Annotated in this window: 29 protein-coding genes and 1 pseudogene; 17 read left to right on the top strand and 13 right to left on the bottom strand. The window is 43.6% G+C overall.

The genetic code is table 11. From position 1 onward, the window contains the following. Nucleotides 1–76: 76 nt before the first annotated feature. The 11 genes from Q4Q54_RS17810 to Q4Q54_RS17760 form a co-directional block, all read right to left on the bottom strand. Complete coding sequence (locus Q4Q54_RS17810) at nt 77–1,213, bottom strand: recombinase (protein ID WP_311989160.1); 1,137 nt, start codon at nt 1,211–1,213, stop codon at nt 77–79. Between the two features lie 53 nt (nt 1,214–1,266). Then, on the bottom strand, nt 1,267–1,494 hold the full coding sequence (locus Q4Q54_RS17805) for a hypothetical protein (protein ID WP_115334402.1): 228 nt from the start codon (nt 1,492–1,494) through the stop codon (nt 1,267–1,269). 21 nt (nt 1,495–1,515) lie between these two features. Beyond that, nucleotides 1,516–1,704 (bottom strand): hypothetical protein, encoded by a 189-nt coding sequence (locus tag Q4Q54_RS17800; protein ID WP_311989159.1) that lies wholly within the window; start codon nt 1,702–1,704, stop codon nt 1,516–1,518. A 2-nt stretch (nt 1,705–1,706) separates the two neighbouring features. Then, on the bottom strand, nt 1,707–2,015 hold the full coding sequence (locus tag Q4Q54_RS17795; protein WP_311989158.1) for a hypothetical protein: 309 nt from the start codon (nt 2,013–2,015) through the stop codon (nt 1,707–1,709). Nucleotides 2,016–2,193: 178 nt separating this feature from the next. Next, on the bottom strand, nt 2,194–2,508 hold the full coding sequence (locus Q4Q54_RS17790) for a hypothetical protein (RefSeq protein ID WP_311989156.1): 315 nt from the start codon (nt 2,506–2,508) through the stop codon (nt 2,194–2,196). Beyond that, nucleotides 2,505–2,825, bottom strand: a complete 321-nt coding sequence (locus Q4Q54_RS17785) for a hypothetical protein (RefSeq protein WP_311989155.1) — start codon at nt 2,823–2,825, stop codon at nt 2,505–2,507. The genes Q4Q54_RS17790 and Q4Q54_RS17785 overlap by 4 nt, the downstream gene beginning before the upstream one ends. Further along, nucleotides 2,822–3,052, bottom strand: coding sequence for a hypothetical protein (locus Q4Q54_RS17780; protein ID WP_012089043.1), 231 nt, complete (start codon nt 3,050–3,052; stop codon nt 2,822–2,824). The genes Q4Q54_RS17785 and Q4Q54_RS17780 overlap by 4 nt, the downstream gene beginning before the upstream one ends. After that, nucleotides 3,049–3,327 carry a hypothetical protein gene (locus Q4Q54_RS17775; RefSeq protein WP_311989154.1) on the bottom strand — a complete coding sequence of 93 codons (279 nt, stop codon included), beginning with the start codon at nt 3,325–3,327 and terminating at the stop codon, nt 3,049–3,051. The genes Q4Q54_RS17780 and Q4Q54_RS17775 overlap by 4 nt, the downstream gene beginning before the upstream one ends. Beyond that, the gene (locus tag Q4Q54_RS17770) at nt 3,328–3,621 is read right to left on the bottom strand and encodes a hypothetical protein (protein WP_012089044.1); all 294 of its coding nucleotides are present in this window, start codon (nt 3,619–3,621) and stop codon (nt 3,328–3,330) included. A gap of 29 nt (nt 3,622–3,650) precedes the next feature. Next, entirely contained in the window at nt 3,651–3,998 is a 348-nt protein-coding gene (locus Q4Q54_RS17765; RefSeq protein WP_220592641.1) for a hypothetical protein, read from the bottom strand. Nucleotides 3,999–4,129: 131 nt separating this feature from the next. Beyond that, entirely contained in the window at nt 4,130–4,492 is a 363-nt protein-coding gene (locus Q4Q54_RS17760) for a hypothetical protein (RefSeq protein ID WP_311989153.1), read from the bottom strand. A 673-nt stretch (nt 4,493–5,165) separates the two neighbouring features. Between Q4Q54_RS17760 and Q4Q54_RS17755 the strand changes: the two genes are divergently transcribed. Then, complete coding sequence (locus Q4Q54_RS17755) at nt 5,166–6,356, top strand: hypothetical protein (RefSeq protein ID WP_311989152.1); 1,191 nt, start codon at nt 5,166–5,168, stop codon at nt 6,354–6,356. After that, entirely contained in the window at nt 6,356–7,468 is a 1,113-nt protein-coding gene (locus Q4Q54_RS17750) for a hypothetical protein (RefSeq protein WP_311989151.1), read from the top strand. Before Q4Q54_RS17755 ends, Q4Q54_RS17750 begins: the two co-directional genes overlap by 1 nt. Before the next feature lie 164 nt (nt 7,469–7,632). Here the strand turns inward: Q4Q54_RS17750 and Q4Q54_RS17745 are convergent, their stop codons facing one another. After that, entirely contained in the window at nt 7,633–8,292 is a 660-nt protein-coding gene (locus Q4Q54_RS17745; protein ID WP_311989150.1) for a LexA family transcriptional regulator, read from the bottom strand. A 118-nt stretch (nt 8,293–8,410) separates the two neighbouring features. On the opposite strand from Q4Q54_RS17745, the gene Q4Q54_RS17740 reads away from it, so the two are divergent. The 10 genes from Q4Q54_RS17740 (at nt 8,411) to Q4Q54_RS17695 (ending at nt 14,486) form a co-directional block, all read left to right on the top strand. Next, a complete protein-coding gene (locus Q4Q54_RS17740) occupies nt 8,411–8,713 on the top strand; it encodes a helix-turn-helix transcriptional regulator (RefSeq protein WP_311989149.1) in 303 nt (100 codons plus the stop codon). A 113-nt stretch (nt 8,714–8,826) separates the two neighbouring features. Then, nucleotides 8,827–9,450, top strand: a complete 624-nt coding sequence (locus Q4Q54_RS17735; protein ID WP_311989148.1) for a hypothetical protein — start codon at nt 8,827–8,829, stop codon at nt 9,448–9,450. Nucleotides 9,451–9,455: 5 nt separating this feature from the next. Then, complete coding sequence (locus tag Q4Q54_RS17730) at nt 9,456–9,782, top strand: hypothetical protein (RefSeq protein WP_115334839.1); 327 nt, start codon at nt 9,456–9,458, stop codon at nt 9,780–9,782. 162 nt (nt 9,783–9,944) lie between these two features. Further along, complete coding sequence (locus Q4Q54_RS17725) at nt 9,945–10,697, top strand: hypothetical protein (protein WP_311989146.1); 753 nt, start codon at nt 9,945–9,947, stop codon at nt 10,695–10,697. A 143-nt stretch (nt 10,698–10,840) separates the two neighbouring features. Next, nucleotides 10,841–11,698, top strand: a complete 858-nt coding sequence (locus Q4Q54_RS17720; protein ID WP_311989145.1) for a helix-turn-helix domain-containing protein — start codon at nt 10,841–10,843, stop codon at nt 11,696–11,698. Continuing rightward, a complete protein-coding gene (locus Q4Q54_RS17715) occupies nt 11,695–12,378 on the top strand; it encodes a replication protein P (RefSeq protein WP_311989144.1) in 684 nt (227 codons plus the stop codon). Before Q4Q54_RS17720 ends, Q4Q54_RS17715 begins: the two co-directional genes overlap by 4 nt. Continuing rightward, nucleotides 12,368–12,592: a hypothetical protein gene (locus Q4Q54_RS17710; protein WP_048908676.1), complete on the top strand. Its 225-nt coding sequence runs from the start codon at nt 12,368–12,370 to the stop codon at nt 12,590–12,592. Before Q4Q54_RS17715 ends, Q4Q54_RS17710 begins: the two co-directional genes overlap by 11 nt. After that, a complete protein-coding gene (locus Q4Q54_RS17705; protein ID WP_311989143.1) occupies nt 12,593–13,861 on the top strand; it encodes a tyrosine-type recombinase/integrase in 1,269 nt (422 codons plus the stop codon). Nucleotides 13,862–13,921: 60 nt separating this feature from the next. Then, entirely contained in the window at nt 13,922–14,137 is a 216-nt protein-coding gene (locus tag Q4Q54_RS17700; protein WP_006082023.1) for a helix-turn-helix transcriptional regulator, read from the top strand. After that, the gene (locus Q4Q54_RS17695; RefSeq protein ID WP_311989142.1) at nt 14,127–14,486 is read left to right on the top strand and encodes a hypothetical protein; all 360 of its coding nucleotides are present in this window, start codon (nt 14,127–14,129) and stop codon (nt 14,484–14,486) included. The genes Q4Q54_RS17700 and Q4Q54_RS17695 overlap by 11 nt, the downstream gene beginning before the upstream one ends. A gap of 547 nt (nt 14,487–15,033) precedes the next feature. On the opposite strand, the gene Q4Q54_RS17690 is transcribed toward Q4Q54_RS17695, so the two are convergent. After that, nucleotides 15,034–15,336, bottom strand: coding sequence for a hypothetical protein (locus tag Q4Q54_RS17690; protein ID WP_311989141.1), 303 nt, complete (start codon nt 15,334–15,336; stop codon nt 15,034–15,036). A gap of 259 nt (nt 15,337–15,595) precedes the next feature. Between Q4Q54_RS17690 and Q4Q54_RS17685 the strand changes: the two are divergent. From Q4Q54_RS17685 to Q4Q54_RS17665, 5 genes and pseudogenes are all read left to right on the top strand, one after another. Continuing rightward, nucleotides 15,596–15,994, top strand: a pseudogene (locus Q4Q54_RS17685) (IS5/IS1182 family transposase); the annotation flags it as partial. A 338-nt stretch (nt 15,995–16,332) separates the two neighbouring features. Then, entirely contained in the window at nt 16,333–17,061 is a 729-nt protein-coding gene (locus Q4Q54_RS17680) for a MipA/OmpV family protein (RefSeq protein WP_261274005.1), read from the top strand. A 44-nt stretch (nt 17,062–17,105) separates the two neighbouring features. After that, the gene (locus Q4Q54_RS17675) at nt 17,106–17,444 is read left to right on the top strand and encodes a hypothetical protein (RefSeq protein ID WP_131525966.1); all 339 of its coding nucleotides are present in this window, start codon (nt 17,106–17,108) and stop codon (nt 17,442–17,444) included. A 216-nt stretch (nt 17,445–17,660) separates the two neighbouring features. Beyond that, complete coding sequence (locus tag Q4Q54_RS17670) at nt 17,661–18,740, top strand: efflux RND transporter periplasmic adaptor subunit (protein WP_261274006.1); 1,080 nt, start codon at nt 17,661–17,663, stop codon at nt 18,738–18,740. After that, nucleotides 18,740–21,775 carry an efflux RND transporter permease subunit gene (locus Q4Q54_RS17665; protein ID WP_311989140.1) on the top strand — a complete coding sequence of 1,012 codons (3,036 nt, stop codon included), beginning with the start codon at nt 18,740–18,742 and terminating at the stop codon, nt 21,773–21,775. The genes Q4Q54_RS17670 and Q4Q54_RS17665 overlap by 1 nt, the downstream gene beginning before the upstream one ends. Nucleotides 21,776–21,835 lie beyond the last annotated feature (60 nt).

The raw sequence follows: 21,835 nt of genomic DNA, 5'->3' as shown, positions 1-21,835 counted from the left end.
GTGAAACTGTGGTGAAATCGGGGTGAAACGGGTTTCAGAATTACAGTGGTCAAGTGCGCTGGTTGCATTAGTTTTATTAATGGCTGAATTTAATTTCAGCGTGAGGTACTTCGGTCCATTGCAGATGATCCCGCACATAGATTTTGGTGGACTTAGCATCGGTGTGAGCCATTCGGCCTTGAGGATCAACACCCATATCAGAAAACAATCTGGCGGAAAGCGCACGGATCTCGTGGAAGGTTGGGCGCTGGCTCATTTCTAAATGATTGAACAACGCTAACTCATCCCTTAATGCTGAAAACGCTCTGCTGAGATAATTAGGATCGAGCTGATAGCGGTGATCAGTCGCTTCACTTTGCTTATTGTGTTTGTCTGGTCGGCGATGAACCACATAAGGACAAAGCACTCCATCACGACTTTTATCAATAACGGCCTTTAATACCTCACCGATAGGGATTGCCACATGGCTGGCTTCTTGCTCTTCCACTTTTTGGCGATGAATAAATAACGTGCCGTAAATGCCATCGACAGGTTCATCAAACCATAGGCAACCACATTGGCCTTCCTTAGGTTTTTTAATGCTGTATTTTATCCGCGATACTTCAAGGCGTGCTTGGGTTGATTGCAAAGCAAGGTCCATCGCCGTTTGTAACCACAGTGGCGCAGCAGCATGGATTTGTTGATACACTTCAAAGCTTAAGCGTTGGCGTTCCTTACCTTTGGTTTTGCGTTTTTTCATCTTTCGAGAGGCCGGATTATCTAACATGATGGACTGGTCGATCGCGTAGTTAATCAGTTTCTCCAAAAATCCAAGTTTGCGGTTATGCACATTGGGGCTGGCATCAGGATGGTATTGGTTTAGATAGCCGTTGATGTGCTCAAGGCTAATATCTTGGCTGCTAACCTCAGCAAAATAGGTTTTAACCCGTTCGGCATCGTTGCGCATAGTGCTGCCCAGTTGCTTACTTGGTGCTTCCTCTTTAAAAATCAACTCTAAAAGGCGGTCCACATGGCTGGCAAAGGACAGTCCATCAGCTTGAGGTGAGGCGCATGAGGCTTCAATCAATTGATCCACCGTTAACCCAACGGTAGGTCGCATAATGCGGTTGTACTCAACCGCAATTTGAATCGCCTGCACTTTATCTTTACCTAATGTTTTGCGAACACCATTTACCAGCGTAAAGCGGTAAGTGCCCTTGGAGCTATCAAACATTAGATGCTGAGGCAGATTTTTATTATGCGACTTTTTAGGGCGAACCATATTGATTACCTTGAGGCTGCAATTAAATCAGACACCGCGCTGCTAACGGCGGGCGCCACACCAAAGTGCTGGTCTTCGTAAACATAGACCTTGTTATCTACAATGAGCCCGCGAATCACACCACGTAAAATCCAACCTTTAATGGTGCGATTTTGAGGCGCGGAATTGGCAGCAAACTCACGTTCAGACCACTCACTGGCCCTCATTAGTTTGGACGGTTTTTTAAATGACATATTAAACTCCAATTAATTCAATTAGTTAAGGTTATCTGCTTTTAATATCATCCTATCTAATCGAGCAATCACTGCTTGCTCACGTCCTTGAACAGTTGATAGATCAAACTCAGGGCGCTTACTCAGCATTGCCACTTGTTGCTCAAGCTCGGCAATTCTGGCTTTAATCTCAATGTTCTCAGCGATAGCTAGGTTAAGTCTGTCATTCATCGTCATGCTGCACCTACCTGCTTTAAACAGCCTTCATCCTCATCTTCTTGCCATTCACCTGAGTCGATTAATGCTTTGGTGCATTGACTGCAAATCTGATGGGTACTGCCGCAATGTTCGACAAAGGTTGGTCTATGTGCTTCACAGAAATAACCCTCGCAGCTGATCTCATCTTCGCCATGCATACCACCACACGCATAAGAAAGGCCGCGGTCGATTTGTTTGTGGCAACCCGGATGATCACAGGTTGCTTCGAAGGCATAACCAATGGGTCTGCCGTTACTATCCTCACCACAATTTGACCAGCTCATTGTTTGCCATCCTCAATGTAACGATGAAAATCATCCTCGCCACACGTTGCAAACTCCTTTTCGCAATGCGCCCATGAACAGACAAATTCGTTTTCGCATAGATCTGATGCGTAAATCGTATTTTCACCGCCACAGTGTGGACATGAAACTATTAGCCCAGCAGGCTTTGCCATCTTCTTCATTGTTTACCACCATTTGTAACGCTTTTTTCTTGGCCGCAAATTTTTAGAAGCTCGTTCGCATCAGTTATTGCACTCTCGATTCCTAGGCACTGTGGATAGTCATTACTTAGTACTAATAGGTTTGGCAGTGCTTGTGTAGATATGAAGGTTTTGAGCTTATCCACCTGCATCGCCAGCTGGCCGCGCTCAGCTGTTAGAGTGTCAATTTCTTGCGCTGCCTCAGCCGCAAGAGCCTTTTCACCACGACGAGATAAGTCGTCTTGATCTGTAGCGAACTGCTTTAGCCGTTCAGATAGTGAAAGCTGCTTCATGCCGCTTCCTTATCTTTCGGTGCGAAAAACAGTGCGACGGGGCCATCTTCGGTGTCGTGAATACTCAGTAAGAATGAGCCGGCTTTGTCGCAAATGGGTTGCCAATCGCTGATATCGTTGTCGCCCTCGTCAAAGTAACGCTCGATCAGGTTTTCAGGCGCATCGAGTTCAAACCAAATCGCCACAAACTCGCCGCCTTGGCGTGCCGCCCATGCTTCACACTCCACGCGGGTCACCCCTTCATCCCACTCGGGCATGTCTGGATGGGTCCAATAACCTTCTTCACGTTCTACAGTTGCTGCTTGTATCGGGTTCATGCTGCTTCTCCTTTTATCCTGAGTTTTGATTCTGCGTTGAGTGCGAATACTTCGGCGTCGGCTTGGCCGAAGTCGCTGCACTCGATGGCGTTAAATGACTTACAAATGCCCCAGCCGTGGTAATTGTTGGGGGTGTACTTCACTTCGATTTGTTGCTGATCGCACATCAAGGTGGAGTAGGGCTTAGATAACGTGACCACGCCCGCTTTAGTGCTGAACGTATTCATGCCGCCTCCTTGTTTTGGCTGTTGCTTGTTTGGATGACTGGCGGATGGCAGGGCAGACGCATAGGGTGATATCGGTACGAATACACTATGGTGCGGCTAATGCCCTTGGCTAAGTTGGTTAAGCCGTTGCCCAATGCTTGCCAGTACAGGCAATCTAACGCGCCCAGTGCCAGCGCGATTTTGATGCTGTCGCCCGTTTTGGCCTTGAGTAACAGGCTTAATTTATGGCTGCGATAATGATTTAACAGATGGCGAAACGCCGCTGATTGAGTCATTTAGGCCACCTGCTTCGGTTGCAAAGGGCTTGATTGCAAATGAGTTAATTGCAGCTTGGCCCAGTCGATGGCTTTAATGGCCTCGACCGTGGCGGCGATTTGCTCTAACTTCTTTTGCCCGCGCATAAAGTTCGACAGTTCGATCCCGTGGCGAGCCGCCGCGCGTTCAGCTGGCAGGGCGCTGGTGTAATGCAGCGTTAACGCGGCAATCACCTCGGGCGAACTAATGCGGGTAAGCGACAGCAATAACGCAACGCGCTCTTGTGATTCAAAGCCCGGGAGTAAGTGGTTCATGCGCTATTCCTTCTTTTGAATCAGCAGGGCTAAGCTGCGGCTTCGCCGTTAAACACCACCAGATTGATGATGGGTTTCTTGGTTTTGGGGTTCACCTTGTCCGACAGCTTGTGATAGCGAATATGCACATCGCGGTGGGCTTCTTGGGTCATGGCTAACACGATATATTGCTGGCACAGCGCGGGCGTCGATAACGAATGCGACAGGCGTTGTGGCTTCATGGTGTCAAACAAGTGCTGCGCCATATCATCCAACTTAGCTTGGTACTCGTCGGGGCTCAGTTGACGGCGGTTAGGGTGCGCGCCGACTGAGGTGCTGCACTTTTTGGCCGCTTGTTTTTTCGCTAAGGTCATGGACACGCCGTAAACAAAAAACATAATTGCCTCCAACAAGGTGAAACTGTCGCCGTTATCGTTATCGGGATATGGACCATCACCCCTTGGTTGCTTTGCTTTGGCTGCTTTGCTTAGCTAGCCTAAATCGTGAATGTGCGCTGCGGCTCTACTGCTTAGCGGCCGATTGGCGCGGCTGGCGTCATGGTGTGCAGCGGATGCACATTAGTGGCGGCCTGCGGGTCGTTACGCCACACCATCACCTTGCCGTACAAACCTTGTTGGGGCTCGGTGAAGCGCAGGCAGAAGTTGAGCCCGAGTTCACCCGTGTGGCGAATAAACTGGCGGTAAAAGGCAGGACTTGGGTGGTGATAAGCAAAATGCTTGACCAGTTCGGCGCAACGGACTTGCACCCGTGGGCAATCCATTGGGTCGGTGTGGCCCTTGGCCAGCGCCATCAAGCAGGCAAAACGTATTGCAACCAGTAGACGAAACTCATCGCGTTGCTTAGGTGTGGTGTGAACTTTCGCTAGAATCATTTCCTTGTCCTCGGTAGTGGGTAAGCAGTGATTAATCATGCTTGTGTTAAATGTACATTATGTACATATTTGGGTCAATACAAAATGTATTCTTTTTTGTGGGAAAAGGAACTTTAAAAAATTGGGATGTATCTAACGGGTAGAATTTGGCAAGCCTAGGGCACTGATATTAGGTGTCAATTGGAGGGGCGTTTCCATGTGGAAAACTAGATTTTTAAGTAATAGTTGCTTGAACTTCTGTGTTTTAGGATAAAATTTTAGATATTGGTTTTGTAAGCTTGTAAGAACAGATGTTTAACTTCGTAGACTTGTTTTTGGGAAAAATTGAGTTTTAATCTCTAGCCTATGGAACTCTGGTGAAGAAAGTACGAAAAAGTATGTCGATTAAGAAGATGTAATTTAACCTGAAATTCCAAGTTCCACTTGTGTCATATTCGATTCAAAGCTTTGAAGTCATACCGCCAAAAACTGATTTTTGATTTAGTACCTGTCAAAATGTCAGTAACAGTGGCATAAACATGGCATTTTGTTATTATTTGACGAAGGATGTTACTAACACAATAAGATTAAAGGATTATATATGATTGCTGGTCGTGAACTTGTAGAGCTTTCTTATGATGTTCAATCAGGACTAGGTAGTAGTGACATACCTGATTTCTAAAGATTACGTGTTATGGGGATGGCTGCAACTCTTGCGATGCACCTTCGTGGTATGCCTGAAATTGAATATGAAGTATTGAGAAAAGTTAGTGAGTATTACTTCAGTATTCCGTCAATGGCAATTAAAGAAATAATAGTAACTTTAGCTGAAATTGAATACGTAAAAGTCAATAAAAAGGGATCTACTATTTTAAGTATCATTCCTCAGGTTCCAAGATTTAAAGACCTTTACGAAGGAGTTGGGAACTACTTTACTTTTTCAGAGCTAAATGAGCACGAGCAAGGGACTCTCGCTATACTGGCTGCACTACAAAAAAAGCCTGAAAATGTCGATAGAATCAAAAGCAAAATCGGGCTTGACTATTCTGTATTCAATCGTTGTGTTGAGATTGGTAACTTTGGTAATTACTTTAAAACATTTAGAGCAAGAGAAAAAAATATCATAGCAAGCCCATTTTATTTTGCGGATAATCTTGATGGTTTAGTTGATATGTCTGCAAAATCAGGGGCAGAGGATATTGCTGTTGTATTGGATATTATCAAGAAAAATCAAGGCTGGCCGCTTTCAATTATTCAGAGTCAACTGGAATTAGGTGGAAAGAAACTTACTAATACACAAAGTCAAATTTTGTTGCAGTTATGCCAAGAAGGCATTTTGAAACCACCATCTATTAATTTTAGAGATAAGAGTGAGACTTTTGTTTTCACACCAAGGCCTGGTAACTCAAGATTAGACGTATCACAGCGTGAAATTTACGAACGAGCTATGGCACTAGTTTCTTGTGTGCGGAAAGGACAGTTACTGGCTGAACAATTCAGAATATGGAGTCCTTTATCGATACTTACTGCACTTAGAGATAGAGGATATATTGGCTCAAACTCAGAAGCCGCAAATCAATATAAAAACTTAGCTTTTCTAAAGGTAGGTTATCTCGAAAAAACAAATGTCGGCAACCGACACCGTTTTGTTCTCAATAAAACAGAAGAAAATAGAGATGCATTAGAACTTGCAATAAACCTCCTTAAAACAGGGGATTTAGCTGGGATGGATATCAAGAAAGATGCTCAAATTGCTTTGTCAAAAGATGATAAATATATACAGTCTATAATTTCTGCATCAGATCTTAAAAAGAAACAACTTATGCCTATTGCTAGTGAGGCGAATGAGCAATTTCAGCAACTAATTTTGGGGTTGGATGCATAATGGGAAAACTAGATAAGGATATTCATCAAAAAGAAATGGCAATTCGTTTTTGTCTAGTAAACGATATGACTCCATTCCTTGAGGTTAATATACAAAATCATCGTGAGTTATCTGATACATCCACAATTATCACTGATATTGATGTGATGGGGATAGAGAGTCTACCTTCAGGGAAAGCTCGAAAAACTATTTTTGATTGTAAAACACTTAATAAAACAAGCCCTATTAATAGAGCATTTTGGGCTTCTGGGTTAATGAGGTTTTCAAATTGTGAACAAGCATTTATAGTTTTACGAAAAAGAGCGTCTGAGGCACACAGATTATCAGCTCGGCAGATAGATGTTCATCTTTTCGACGAAAAGCAATTCAATAACTACGGTGAATCTTGTTCAATAGATTTCAATATTGATTATTGCTACAGCTCAAACATTAGTAGTTGGTTAAAACTATATGATTGCTCAAAAGGCAATGTCGAATTACAAACTTTTGTTGAATTTATTTCAAATGTTGTACCTATGGAAGTTGATTATGTAAAAGCCTATCGAAAATTTACAAGTGCCTTAAAAAAAGTAAAAGGTGAGTTAGATCCACAAAAACCAAAGCATCAAGCAATATTTTACTATACGTTGTCAATATTCTCATTTATTATGTCTCAAATAGTGCATGACTTAAGAAATATTGTTGATTTTGATGCTGATGAATTAAGCTTTGAAAAAATCCTTAAATATTACATATGGGGCGGAAGGGAGAGTTATACTTTAAAGCAGAATCTGCAAAAAGCTTATAATGCTGTTAATCAAATGCATCCTGAAATTGATTCTGAACTAAAAATGAATAAGTGGATGGAGTTTATTGAGTTATGTCGAAACTTATTAGACTCACCAAATGACATTCAAAAATGTATAACGCCTATGCGTGAGTTAGGTTTTAGAACTGTTGTTGAAAAAAATGTATTGAAAGAAGAGTATTGCAAAAAAATTATCGTTGAGAATAATCGAATTAGACAATATTCACAGCAGATGGCTGCCTATCTGATAAGTGTAGGGGGGCTTCCAAAAGAGTTTATGGATTATTTTGACGAAGCATTTAACGAATTGAAATATGGTTTGTAGGTTGTATTATTCATATTTATAATGTGTTATTGATTTTAAATTTAATTTGGCACTGGCTAAATGAGTTTCAAGGATGAAACTCAAATGGCATGATATAAATTTAATTTTTATGCTATTTTTTAATAGTGTTACAATGTCGCAAGATTTATGTATTATATCACTATCTAAAAAATTTTAATTTTAGCGTCTACAACAACACCTATAATTTTGCAATCCCCATTTATTGGCATCGTTGGATATGCTGAATTAAGTGGTCTTAGGAATTTCTGACCTGCATCGATCACCAATTTTTTAAACGTTGCTTCATTTACATCCGTTAACTTTGCAACCACAAAAGACCCATTTTGGAAATCTTTCTCTGTATCCACTAAGACAAGCGTCCCTTCTGGAAAACTTGTTCCAGCGGGAGACGTCATAGAATCTCCTTGTACACGTAACCAAAAACATCGATCACTTGTTCGCTCTGTTGTTTCATACCATTCGTCTGTGCTAGACGACATGCATAGTTCTAAAGCCTCAGTCCAAACTCCAGCCTGCACATAACTAATAACGGGAAATTTTTTCTGGTATGCAACAGGTGATTTCGTGTGTACCACGTTTGAAATCGCTTCATCAGGATATTCTAAAGTTCCATCAGAATGGAGTAAAAGCGAGTCAAGACTGACAGCTTTTAGAATTTTTGCTATTTGGCTTAATGAAGGTTCACGGCGTTTATTCAACCAATGGCCCATTCCTCCCGGAGTTACTTCTATCAACTCTGCGAGCTTTTCTTGGGTCATCCCAATTTCTTTAATTCTGGCTTTAACCAGATCAGTCCAATTCATTTTCATCCCCAAAATGTACATTATGTACAAATACTATCAACGAACAAAATGTACATTATTGTTGCTTGCTCAATATACATAATGTACATTTGCGTAAAGTGTCAATTCTGAGGTGAGCATGCAACAGATTCGAAACATCAGAGAGAGTGCCGGAATTTCCGTTAAAGCCCTCTCTCAAATCATTGGTACGGATGTGTCAACCTTCTATCACTATGAAACAGGGCGAAGAACTCCTGACTTCAATCAATGCTGGAAAATCGTAAACGCACTTAACCGTCTTGGCGCCCAATGTTCTTTTGCTGATGTATTTCCAAATCCATTGGATATATCAGCAGATGATAGCGTTGCCACTTCTAAACCGGTTTGCGAACCCGATGCCAGTAAGCACATTGAAGTATCAACTGTTACGGCTTGCTATTAGCGACTTACATGCATTAGTACGCGAACCGAGATTCAGTTGGTAAGTACAGAGCATCGGTTTAATTAATTTCAAATCTTCAATAACAGTAAGTTAACAGAGAGAGGCTTATTAGCATGAAAACCAATTCACGTAAAAAAGATAGCCGTTTGAATTTGTTGATGAAAACGATTCATCGGGTATTGGAGTTACCCAAGATGACGCGCTTTGCGCTGGCGATAGATTTTGTTGCGGCAGTTGAGCGCCTCGGGCTGAGTGAGGTGCTTGCGGCGGAGGGCATTAGCTTTGCCAGCAGCCAAGACGTGCACAACGATGCGCGGATTAATGCCCAAAAGCTGTTCCGTTGGCTCGGCCAGTACGAGGGCCAACATCCACAGGCGGATCGCTTGTTTCATGTTGAGCAAGCACTGGTGGCGGCATTGCCTGAGTATTTGCGGGTGCAGTATCTCAACGATGTGTTTGGTTGCACTGGGGTGACGGTAATTGCGGATCGCATGAATGATGGTCATGTGTTGCATGTGGCCGATATGGCGGCGTCGCTCACCAAAGAGAACGCCGAGGCACAAGTGGCGGTGATCCATTTGGGGCCGGCGCCCAAGCGCGAGCAGTTAGTGGCGGCGCACCGCGAGTTAAAAGAATCGGCGGCGACCACGCAAGCGAGCATGGCGGCGTTAGAGCTTGCGTATCCGTATTTAGCGAGTCACGGTGGCAAGGCGGCGCAATACGCGGCCGAGAAGTGATAGCGATGCCGCAATCGAACCTAAACATCAATGTTATCGCCAGTGCTAAAACCGAGTTGCACCAGCAGTTGATCCGCTTGGGCGACATGATCGGCGACGGTTTGCACTTGGAGCCCGATGGCAAATGGATTGCGAAAGAGTATGTAAAAGTGGCGCGGGCGTTAGGGTATCGGCCTAAACGGGCGGATCACAGCGCACAGATTAATGCGGTGATGCTTAAGCGGGTGGCTGATGTGCCGTGTGGCCAGTGCGGTTTGGCTTTAAAGCAAACCAAGTCGGGCTCGAAACGCGCCGTGTGTGCCAATGGGCATAAGTGGCAGTTGTTGAAATGACTTGTTGGAATGAGCTGTTGAAATGAAAGAAGGAGTGAATGGCATGTTCACAAATCAGTTAAGTGATAACTGGGCGCGTAAAAAACGCCGTTATCAAATTGCCCGCCACAGTTTGGCGACCGATGCAGGCTTGATACCTAAGATGAAGTGAGGAGGATAACGATGTTTGATCCTGAATGTTTAATTTGTTGTTTGGAGGGTGGCGCCGCGTGTTCGGTACATGGGCAAGTTGGCAGTGATGATGGGCCCGCCGTAACCGCGCTTACCGAAATGGAAACCGCGCAAGTGACGTTACTCATGATGCAAGCAAAGCAGTTAATGCTTAAGGCGATGGCGCTTAAATCTAAGTCGAACATGCCTAATAGCACTGAGCCTAATGTGGCTGAGCGTAACGCCAATGAGCTTAGCGCGGCAAGCTCTGAACGGGCCCCGTTAAGTGGCGTGAACATGGGCAAAGACATTGCCTGTTTTCATGGGCATACCACGGCGGAGTTGTTTAAGCGAACGCAGGTGGGCCGAATGGTTGAGGTGTTAAGGAGCTGCGATGAATTGCAGCATAGTCGCCCCGAGCGTTGGGCGGTTATCGCGACCGACATCGTGGATAAGGCGTTGCTGGGCAGTAGTAAGCAGTTGTTGCTGCCAACGGTGAGCATTGATTGGATTATGAATTATCTGCTGATGGAAGAACAACGCGCGGAACGTTCTATTGCACTATTGGCGGAGGAAGTAGGCGCTGCTGATGCGAGTGCAGCTAATGTGAATGCCGCTGATATGAGTGCAATAGCGACTAGCCGCAACGTGCACATTAAACGGCGTGATTTTTTTAGCCAGTTGCGCAGTAACTTGGCGCACAAGGTTTACTTGCTTGGCAGTGAAGGCGAGCGAGCGGAGGGCAACGGGGCGCATTGCAGTTGACCCGTTGCTGTAGACATAAGAAAGCCCGCTAAAGTTTGGCGACTAGGTGCGGGCTTAATACCTAAGTGAGGCAATATTATGTTACTGAAGCATAGAGTTTGCGTCAATTCAAGTTTGTGGGTTGCTCTGTTTGGGGGTGACTTATGAGTATGGAATTGATGGTAAAAGCGATGAAGGCCAAGGTGGGTAATCCACTGCGCAAGCTGGTGTTGATCAAGCTTGCTGATAACGCCAATGACCAAGGCGAATGCTGGCCGAGTTACCAGAACATTGCTGAGCAGTGTGAGATAACCCGCCGCAGTGTGATGAACCACGTAAAAACGTTGGAGGACGACGGCTTTTTACGGCGCGAATATCGCAAGGGCGAGAAGGGTAACTCCACCAATATTTTCCACATTCGTTTTGAGGCTGTGGCGCCAAAATGCAACGGAGACGCTGCTGTATTAAGGGGTGAAGCAAATTCACTATCCCCCAATGGCGCAGATTTGCCCCCTAGTGAATGTGCTTCACTATCCCCTAGTGAAGCAAATTCACCCCCTAGTGAAGCAAATTCACCCCCTAGTGAATATGGTTCACTAGCTAGTGAACGTGGTTCACCACCCCTAGTGAATCTGGTTCACCCAGAATCTATCAATCTTGAATCTATCAAAGAATCTTTAAAAGACTCTTGTCCAGCAACGAGTGCTAAGTCGGTTTTCAATGCGTTTTTCAAAGCGTACCCCGCCCATCGCAAAGGCGGGTCGGATGCGGCTGCGTGGAAAGCGTGGAAGGCCGAAAAGCTGACCGATGCTGATTGTGTGTTGGCGGTGACGTGGTTGAAGGAGGCTGCGGCGCTGGATGCGAGTTGGGGCTTTAGCGCTAACGGCCAGTTTGTGCTCGGCATTACCAAGTTTATCCGCGAACGCCATTGGCTAACGCCGTTGCCAAGACCAATGGGTACCGCCGTTGGGCAAGTGGATTGGAGCTACGCGGTGTATGACCCAGAGGACCCCTTGATATGACGGCTAATCAAAATGCGAGCATGAAATCACTGCAGACCTTAATCCGCCAGCCGCTGGTTGGGCAGGGGCGTGTTAGCCAACCTGAGCCCACGGCAATGGACATGGCGATTGTGGACAGCGTGTTTAGCAAGTTGCGGGTGTTGTTCCCTGTGAGTGCACCGCGGCCTGAGGATGAAGCGACCCACAAAGCCGAGTGGCTTAAAACGTTGGCGGCGCAGGGGATTGCCAGCCGCGAGCAAGTGCAAGCGGGGCTGAATCGTGCTAGACGCGAGCAGGGCGATAGGCAGTTTTGGCCGACACCGCGCCAGTTTGCGCTTTGGTGCCAACCCACGGCTTGTGATTTGGGGCTGCCCAAGTTGGAGGCGGCGTTTAAGGAGGCTGCGCGCCATTACCATCACCCCGACAAGCATACGTGGAGCCATGATGTGGTGCGGTTAGCGGTGCGCGAGACGGGCAGTTGGATGTTTGCGACTGGGCTTGAAAAGGACGTGTTAATGACCTTTGAGCGCAATTACAAAGTGTTGTGTCGGCGCTTTAGCCGTGGCGAGTTGACCGATGTGGAATTGCCAAAGGCACTACCTGAAACGGTGACGCGGCCCACTGAGGCGGCAAAGGCGAAATCAATTATTGCCAATTTACGAACCAACCTTGGGCTTAAGGGGGCAAACGATGGCGAATAAACCACTGACACAGCGCGAACGCTTGATGCGCATCATCACAGGTAAACGGTTTTGGACCCTGTTTGAAATCCAGCAAGAGAGCTTTAACCGCTTTGGGGTTCACGACAGTGAGACAGCCTTAAGTGCGCGGTTTCGGGATATGCCGATTAACCAGCGAGTGAAGCGCATACGCTCGGGTACCCATCACACCTTTGAATATCGGTTGGAGGGCTAGATGGCGCAGATTGTGACAGCAACAGGCGTGGAGCAAGGCAAGTTGAACGATGCGGTATTGCGCCGTTGGTTGCGGGCAGGGATAACGCGGGACTTTCGGGACACGCAGTTTCCGGCGGTGCGGTTACGGGCCTCAACCGATAGACGCCAAGCCTCAGTGTATTTAGTGATGAACGAAGCGGGCAAAACCGTGTGGCAAAAACAGGGTGTGTGGCCAGTGATGTGCTTGAAGACCTTTTTAACCGAGTTACCTAGCTTGCTCGCCAAACGTAGCATGGGCCAAACGGTAATCAGCAACGAATTTACCACTGTTTCGCAATTGCTGGCGTGGTTTGTAAGCCATGTGGAGTGTAACCGCACCTTAAGCAACAGTTGGCGCAGTAACTGTAAATCGTTAGTGAGTAAACATCTCAGCGGCTGCTTTGCTGAGTTACCGCTTAATGAGCTGAACTTTATCGCGGTGGACAGTTATTTAATCAAACCCATGTTAGCGCAGGGCTACTCGGCCAATTACATCAAAGCCGCGGTGAAAGTGTTGAAACGGGCGTTATCGGTTGCGGCCGATTTACGGGTGTTAGACACCAATAGCTTGGCGGGGTATCGGGTGCAAATGAGTTTGAAGATGCCGCCTTTGGTGGGCACGCAATTAAGCGAGTCGGATGTGGGCCCGTTATTCAGTGCATTGCGAAATGCAGCAAGACCGGTGGCCATGTTGTTTGTGCTGATGTTGATGTTCGGGACCCGCATTGGTGAAACCCGTTTAGCCAGATGGGACCACTTTGCCGGCGATTATTGGTTTATTCCCGCCGAGAATGCCAAGAACCGCCAAGAGCACCGACTGCCCATGACGCCGACGGCCAAGAAGCTGATAACCCATTACGCCCAGTGGCAATACACGCATGTGGGCAAGCGGGCGTTTTTGTTCCCAGGTGAGGTGGGGCCGGTGAGCATTCGCACCGCACAGTATTGGAGTGAAACGATTCGGTTTAAGGCGTTTACCTCGCACGCACTAAGAAAACTGTGCCGCACCATTATTGCGGATATGGGCGTAGATACCATGGTCGGTGAGCGGATTTTGAATCACACCTTGCCATTACTGCTGCGCACTTACGTCAACAGCACCTTAGATAAGGGCATGTTGATGGCGTTGGATGCCTACCACGCGCACTTAATCACGCTAGGGTTTGATGATGTGGCGCCCGAGATTATGCGCCAATCGACCACTGAGCCGAGCGAGCCGGACGAGCCAATGTTAGTGGGGTGGTTATGACGCTAATAATAACAATATCAATTAGCACAACTGGGTTATGGACTTCACGCAGGAGGATTTATGGCTAATCGCGCCGCGGATGTATTGAAAGTAGGGCGCCGTTTACGGGGCATGACCCAAGACGAAGTGGCTGAGATTTACGGCATTAGCCGCAACACTTACCAACGTTGGGAAAATGGCCGTACTACTGCGCCCTATGACGATGTGACATCGATATGCCTTGATGTGTTTAAGCTTTCGATTGAGAAGATAAATGAGGTGGCCAATGGGCTTTAGTGATGAACCCGAGCAGAGGATGAACATTAAGGCGTTGCGGTTAGGGTTGCATCGCTGGGGCCGTTATTGGGTGCACCAAGAGTTGGGCAAGGGTTTTTCAAACCGCAGCGCCTGCGACCGCTTAGGTGAAGCCTTGGGCGGCGGCAACCTAAAGCACGAACTCAACGTGCCTGCCCACGTCGCCCATTTTGACCACCTCGTTGAGCAGTTATCGATAAACTGCAAACGCGCTATCCGCGCCCATTATCTGTGCAAAGAGCAGTGGGCCTTAATGGGATTTGACAGCAAAAAGTCCTACATCTTCTGGCTAAGAAAAGCCGAAATGGCACTGCTAGATAGGATGAATTAGAAAGAACGCCCTCTTACGAGGGCTGGCGGGTTAGACGGTTGTCCACCAAGACTACTAACCCGTTGACCGGATTTTATCAAATATGCAGACAGATACCTATGCAAACTCATTCGCTATTAAATGATGCACTGAGCTTAGGTGTGATCTCTATATTGACCACAATGAAACTATGCTTTTACAAATGATTGTTTTGTGGATTTATCTTTGTATTATATGGGGTTGTGCAGTGGTAATTAAGTGCATGAATGTAGAATTGTCTGAATGGTTCTCTTGTCAAAATACGCCATTTCCCACAAGGAGTTTATGATCTGTATATCGCGTTCAATATACAGATCATAAAAGAATACAACTTAACTTATTTTTAGCTTTCTTGCCATTTTGGGAATTGCATATTAAGCAGTTAACATCCTTGTCTTGGAAAACTGTTTTAATTAGATAACGCTGATGATCTTATGGCTTATATCGGTCACATCGAGTCAGATTTTGAAAACCTAAATCACGGCATGCGGCCAAGACCGAGGTGATCATTTTTGTAGATATCAGAATATTAAATGTTACTGCATTTATAAATATCAAATGCAGCTCCAGTAATTTTCCCCCTTAAACTTTCATCTGTAGATATAATCTTATAATGAGTACCGCCTTCCATATAAACCGTATTAGCAATAGCTTTTCTGAAGTTATTAGGGTGTTGTGATTCGATACTCGATGTACCAATCACGACACACTTCGCAATCGCATCATCACTGTTGGATAAAGCTTGGATTCCTGTAGCTCCTGGAATGTATTGAAGCTTAGCGCTACAGCCTGCAATGATGATTAAAAAGCTAGATAATATTAATTTATTCATATAGATAACCAAATCAAAAAAACAGCCCGCAAGATAACATAACCTTGCATGTGACTAAGACATTATTTGCGTGACCTCCTTTGCATTTTTATCAAAAATCAATAAACCCGAGATACATATAGTTACTTCTGGTTTAGCAAGGCCAAAGTTCTTTGGTTTAAAACTAATCTTGTGCTAATCGATAAATACCTTTTTACAACAGAGGATGGTTGCTAATAGTTCGTGTTTATTTGACATTTTTAATTCAATAAATATGTTTATAACTACAGAGCTCAGTTTATCAGGTGTGACAGACGCTGAAGTCTTGGCCAATTGACTCAAACGAATCCATTAAAAATCCTCAATATCCTGGGTTATGACGTTTACAACACGAAAGCCTGTCACGGAGCAGTTCGCCGAAAACGTGCCTTGGCGCTGATCCCACATCGGGAAGGCGCAGCGTTATGGGAATAAGGGCATCCACGAAACTTAGTCGTCAGTTGGCAACAGCTTCATGCCTCAAATAAGTAATAGAAGAAACAGAAGGTTATCATCGCCAGTCGATCTCAGAAACCGCCATGCACAGGTGGGAAAGACTTACGTCATTATAAGGGGGCTGAACAAGCTCATAGGGCAGGGTATGCCTGAAACCCAGTATATCGTTTTATTTAAACTGTGATGAAAGTTTTGTTCACTGAACCGATTTAGGAAACAAATCCCAGATAATACACTAGTGCCATCTAATGAAATATTAGATGAGCTACGCCACCATCATTTAAAAATATTACTGACAATTTATCTCAATATTTCATATTCTTACGCTTATAACCACCTCAAACAAAATAGTCTTTTATCTAAAATTTTTATCTCTCGATTCTATTGTTTACTTGTAGGTTAAATTTCAAACACCTTGACAAGAAGTTGCTGGAAATGTAGCATTCCGATCAAAATGAATGAGTATTCATATATGCACCAAAATGGTGCTTTCGTGATTTTTAACTTAAATTAGGTTTTTTTATGTTCAAGCTGTGCAGTAAAGTCATATTTACGTCCATATTAATTTTAGGGTTTTCAACAAATTCCATCGCTAATGAAGCTGAATGGTCAATTGGTGCCGGAGTTCTTGCTTTAACATCCCCCTACAAAGGTATTGATGATCAAAACTATGGCCTCCCTTTAATTCATTACAAAGGTGAAAGACTCAAAGCGAGTATCTTTAACTTAGAGTATGATTTATGGCAGAGTAATCGACTCAAGTTGTCATTCGCCACTGAACTAGGTGAAGATTTTTTGAAGGCTTCAGATTCTATTAATCCCGTAGTTAATGCTTTGGGCGACCGTAAGATATCTATTTACTCTGGAGCTAAGCTAACTTATAGCTCTGCCATAGGCATATTTAATACCTCAGCTTTATATGACATATCAGGCCACAGTGAAGGCAGTATTTTCAAAGTTAATTATAGCTATCCATGGAGACTAACTCAGGATTTAACATTGATACCTTCTGTAGGTGTGAACTTTAAGAGTGCTGATGTAGCTAATTATTACTATGGATATAGTAACTATGAGCTAGATAGTACAACAGACTTAGCTCTAAACTTAATAGTTTCATATCAACTGACCAAATCATTAAATGCCAATGCATTTTTAAGACATATTGTATTAGATAATGATATTACTCGCTCCCCGATTGTTAATAGTGATAGTTTCACTATGGCAATGGTCTCAATTGTGTATCAGTTTTAAGTTTAATTTAAATCGTAAAATTTCATAATGGGTATGAGTAACATATGAATAAGATAGTAAGAAGCGGATTTTTGATTTTAATCGTCTTCACATCTTGGGTTGCAGTAGCGGATAGTCCTAATTCTCATGAATATAAACTTGGTGCCTTTACAGGGGCAATGAAGTACTGTGAAGAGAAATATGAGGATGACGGACGCTATAAATGGGCACGTTTACGAGCAGCAGATGAGTTCAGGAAGATGTCGAGCTCAGAAAAGTTAAGCTATGCCTTAGGAAGGGATAATGCTAATCGTAAAGGTCAATATTTAGGCGATAAGTTAGATAAAAATGAATGTCGTTCACTCTTAAAACTCAGTGAATGGAAACGCTTTTCTAAAAAATAGTAAAACAGACCTAGATAACAAAGCACCTATTTCTATAGGTGCTTTGTTTTGTGTGTTTAATCTCACTCTTTGATTGAAGGATATTGTGAAACTGTCACAATTTAGTATGACCTAAATTGCAGCTATAAAAAACAAATTAGTAACATTGTAATTGTATGTTTTATAATTATTTTTTACGAGATATAGGCTTAATCACACGGTTAACTAGGAAAACTTATGAATACATTTTTGAGTAAGAATAATCATTTAAAATCTTTTTTAATCATAGCATTAGCTTCATTTGCCACCGGTTGTGATAAACAAATCAACACGGTAACAACTGATACTTCATTTTCACGCCCAGCAATGATAGAAGAAATCGCTGCTTCTGATGTATCAGGGCTAAGCTTCACTGGCCTAGTCCGCGCAGCACAGAGGGTTGAGTTATCTTTTAAGGTTGCGGGGAAAATTGCTAAAATCAATGCTCAAGAAGGTGTCGCGGTCAACCAAGGGCAACTACTTGCGGAACTCGACGATTATGAGCAAAAAATTGCTTTAAGCTCTGCAAAAACTCAATTCAGCAAAGCTGAAGCTGATTATCAGCGCGGTTTGTCCATTTATAACTCAACTCAAGCTATATCCAAAAGTGATCTTGAAAAGTTAAAAACCGAACGTGATCTCGCCAAAAATAAATTCAATTCAGCTATTGAGGCCCTCGAACACACTAAAATAAAAGCGCCTTTTTCCGGTGTCATCACAAAAAAACTCATGAATGAGTTCTCTGTCGTTCAACCCAATCAAATGATATTTATTTTGCAAAATCTGAATGATTTGGAAGTAGTCATTGATGTGCCAAGTAAACTTTTTGCAGAAGGTAGTCGGAATAAAAATGCCGTCGGACATATTGAAGGTCTTAATGACATTGATTTTCCTCTTTACTATAAATATTTCACTTTAGAATCCGAGCAGTTGACGCAAACATATAATGTGATCCTAGGGTTTTCTGACTTGAAAAATCAAAATGTATTGCCAGGCATGTCGATAAATGTAACACCTGAGGCAAATTCTACTGATGCAATGCAAATATCGCTTCCTCTTAGCGCCATATCTCCCGATAACATGGGTAAAAAATATGTATGGCTAGTGGATATGGATAGCAAAGTTACCAAAAAAATGGTTGAAACAGGAACATTACTTGGAGACAGAATAATCATTACCAGTGGATTACAACCGCAAGATAAAGTGGTAATCGCTGGCGTAAACTCACTCAAAGAAGGGGATATGGTTAGACCATTAGATTCTGAAGGGGCCAAGTAATGAATATTGCAAATTACGCTATTCAGAAAAAGAACAGTCTATGGGTAATCATAATTCTGCTATTAATTGGTGGTTTTATTAGTTATAAAAATTTAGGGCGATTCGAAGATCCTGAGTTTATTATTCGTCAGGCCGTTATTGTTACCCCCTACTCAGGTGCATCTGCCGTAGAAGTAGCAGACGAAGTAACGGAAGTGATTGAAACTGCTGTACAATCTTTACAAGAGCTTAAAGAAGTAAAATCGATATCTAAACAAGGTAGTTCTGAGGTCACCGTTGAAATCAAGCTCGAATTCTCAAAAACAAAAGCGGAACTTGATCAAGTTTGGGATAAATTGCGCCGCAAAGTCTCTGATGCACAAAGAAATCTGCCTACTGGGGCTGGACCGTCATTTGTTAATGATGACTTTGCGGATGTGTATGCCCTGTTCTACGCAATAACTGGGCCGGGCTATACTGATAAACAACTCAATGATTATGTAAAATTTTTACAAAAGGAACTTGCATTAGTCAAAGGTGTCGCCAAGACAGCGACATTAGGAACAAAAACAGAGCAAATTTTTATTGAGCTATCCTCTGAACGCCTACAACAATATGGCGTCAGCCTTGAACAGATATACCAAACTTTACAGCATCAAACGTTAGTCACAGTTGCAGGAGATATTGAACTTGATGGCATGAGGCTTCCAGTTATCCCCAACAACACCTTAAAGACAATGGATGACTTAAAAAATCTAAAGATTGGTATTAATAGCACTAATACTGTTTTACAGCTCAATCAAATCGCAAATGTGTATCAAGACTACAAAGAACCTTTCTCAGTGTTGATGTCATACAACGGTGAACATGCTATCGGCTTAGGTATTTCTAATGTTTCAGGCGGAAATGTCGTCGAAATGGGCGATGCTGTTAAACAACGCCTAGCAGAACTTGAATCCCAACGTCCCATTGGTATGGAACTCAATGAAATATCGATTCAATCGGACTCTGTACGTGCCTCTGTCGCTAATTTTATCGATAATCTTATTGCGGCAGTGGTTATTGTATTTGTTGTTTTATTGATCTTTATGGGAGTGAGATCGGGAATTATCATCGGATTTGTTTTACTACTGACCGTCGCCGGTACGCTTATCATTATGCTGATTGATGATATCGCCATGCAACGGATCTCCCTTGGCGCGTTAATTATTGCCCTTGGAATGCTGGTTGATAATGCCATTGTCGTAACCGATGGTGTGTTAGTTCGTTTACAACAAGGCCAAGATAAACTCTCGGCGATTAAAGAAGTCGTGAACTCTACAATCTGGCCCCTACTTGGAGGGACTGTTGTTGGAATTCTAGCCTTTAGCGCTATTGGGTTATCGCCAAGTGATATGGGGGAATATGCAGGGTCATTATTCTGGGTGATTTGTTACTCCATGTTTTTAAGTTGGCTATTTGCTATCACAATAACCCCACTACTGTGCTATCAGTTTTTAACCGTTGATAAAAATGCTAAGGCTGCCAAAGAAAGTCTTATTTTAACTTTTTATCATAAGATCTTACTCTTAGTTTTACGTAATCGATTAATCACTGGTGCGGTTTTGCTCACGCTCTTACTCATCGCCATTGCCAATATGGGACGTATTCCTCCTGGTTTTATGCCTGAATCCCAAAGAGCACAATTTGTGGTGGATGCATTTTTACCCCAAGGCACCGACATCAACAAAACTGCCGATATGATGGTTAGCATGAGTCAGTTTGTGAAACAGAAAGAACATGTAACAAATGTGACTTCTTTCATTGGTAGTGGCGGTTTGAGATTTATGCTCAGCTATGCACCGGAGCCACGAAACTCAGCTTATGGTCAGCTATTGATAGATGTTGATGACTATAAAAACATTGATGTTTTACTGGATGACTTACAAACCGAACTTTCTGTTAACTTTCCTGATGCTTCAATTAAAGTATGGAAATTTATGTTAGGTCGCGGCGGTGGCAAAAAAATTGAGGCGGGATTTTCAGGTCCTGATCCCAAAGTATTACGAGCACTTGCAGAAGAAGCTAAAGCATTAATGAATGCAGATAATAGTCTGATTGCTGTGCAAGATGATTGGCGACAACAAGTCCCAGTTATTAAGCCATATTATATTGCTGAAGTTATGCAACAACAGGGACTTAGCGCAAAAGACTTGAATCAGGCAATAGCACAATCGCTAACAGGCCGACAAATCGCGATGTTCAGGCAAAATGATGATCTTATTCCAATGGTGGTAAGAGCACCGGAAACTGAGCGCCAACATAAAAGAGTCATTGAAAACGTTAATGTATATAGTGCACAAAGTCAGGCTTTTATACCTATTAGCCAGTTTGTCTCGTCTGTAGGTTTGGAATGGGAGGACTCACTAATACGCAAGATCAATCGGATCCCAACTATCCTTGTTCAGGCTGATCCCGCTCCTGGAGTACTGTCTAACGATGCGTTCCTCAGTATCAAAGACAAAATGGAACAAATCATTCTTCCTTCAGGTTATGAACTGAAATGGTACGGAGAATATAAAGCTTCAAACGATGCTAATGAAGGAATTGCGGTATCTGCGCCTTATGGATTTGCAGCAATGATTTTGGCTGTTATTTTCATGTTTAACGCTTTTAAACAGCCTATCGTTATCTGGATGACGGTGCCATTAGCAATCGTTGGTGTCGTTATTGGCCTAGTGATATACCAAACACCCTTTGAGTTTATGGCTATCTTAGGCTTTTTAAGCTTAATAGGGATGATGGTGAAAAATGCTATCGTGCTGGTTGATCAAGCGGATAATGATATCCGTGATGGCACGACCCCATTCGATGCCGTTGTTGGTGCCTCTTTAAGCCGGGCTAAGCCAGTTGTATTAGGGGCTGCAACAACTATTATGGGGGTTGCACCTTTATTAATGGATCCCTTTTTCAAGAGTATGGCAGTCACCATCATGTTTGGATTGTTGTTTGCAACCGTATTGACACTGATTGTGATCCCATTGCTCTATGCAGTGTTATTTAGAATTCCAAAATAACTTACAGAGGGAGCCCGAAAGGCTCCCATTTTGAAGAGCATATTTTTGAGGGATGTAACT

Source organism: Shewanella sp. SP2S2-4, from assembly GCF_031932025.1.
GTDB classification, from domain to species: Bacteria; Pseudomonadota; Gammaproteobacteria; order Enterobacterales; family Shewanellaceae; genus Shewanella; species Shewanella baltica.
Note: the sequence above shows the minus strand (reverse complement) of the source record. Positions and strands in the feature narration are given on the sequence as shown.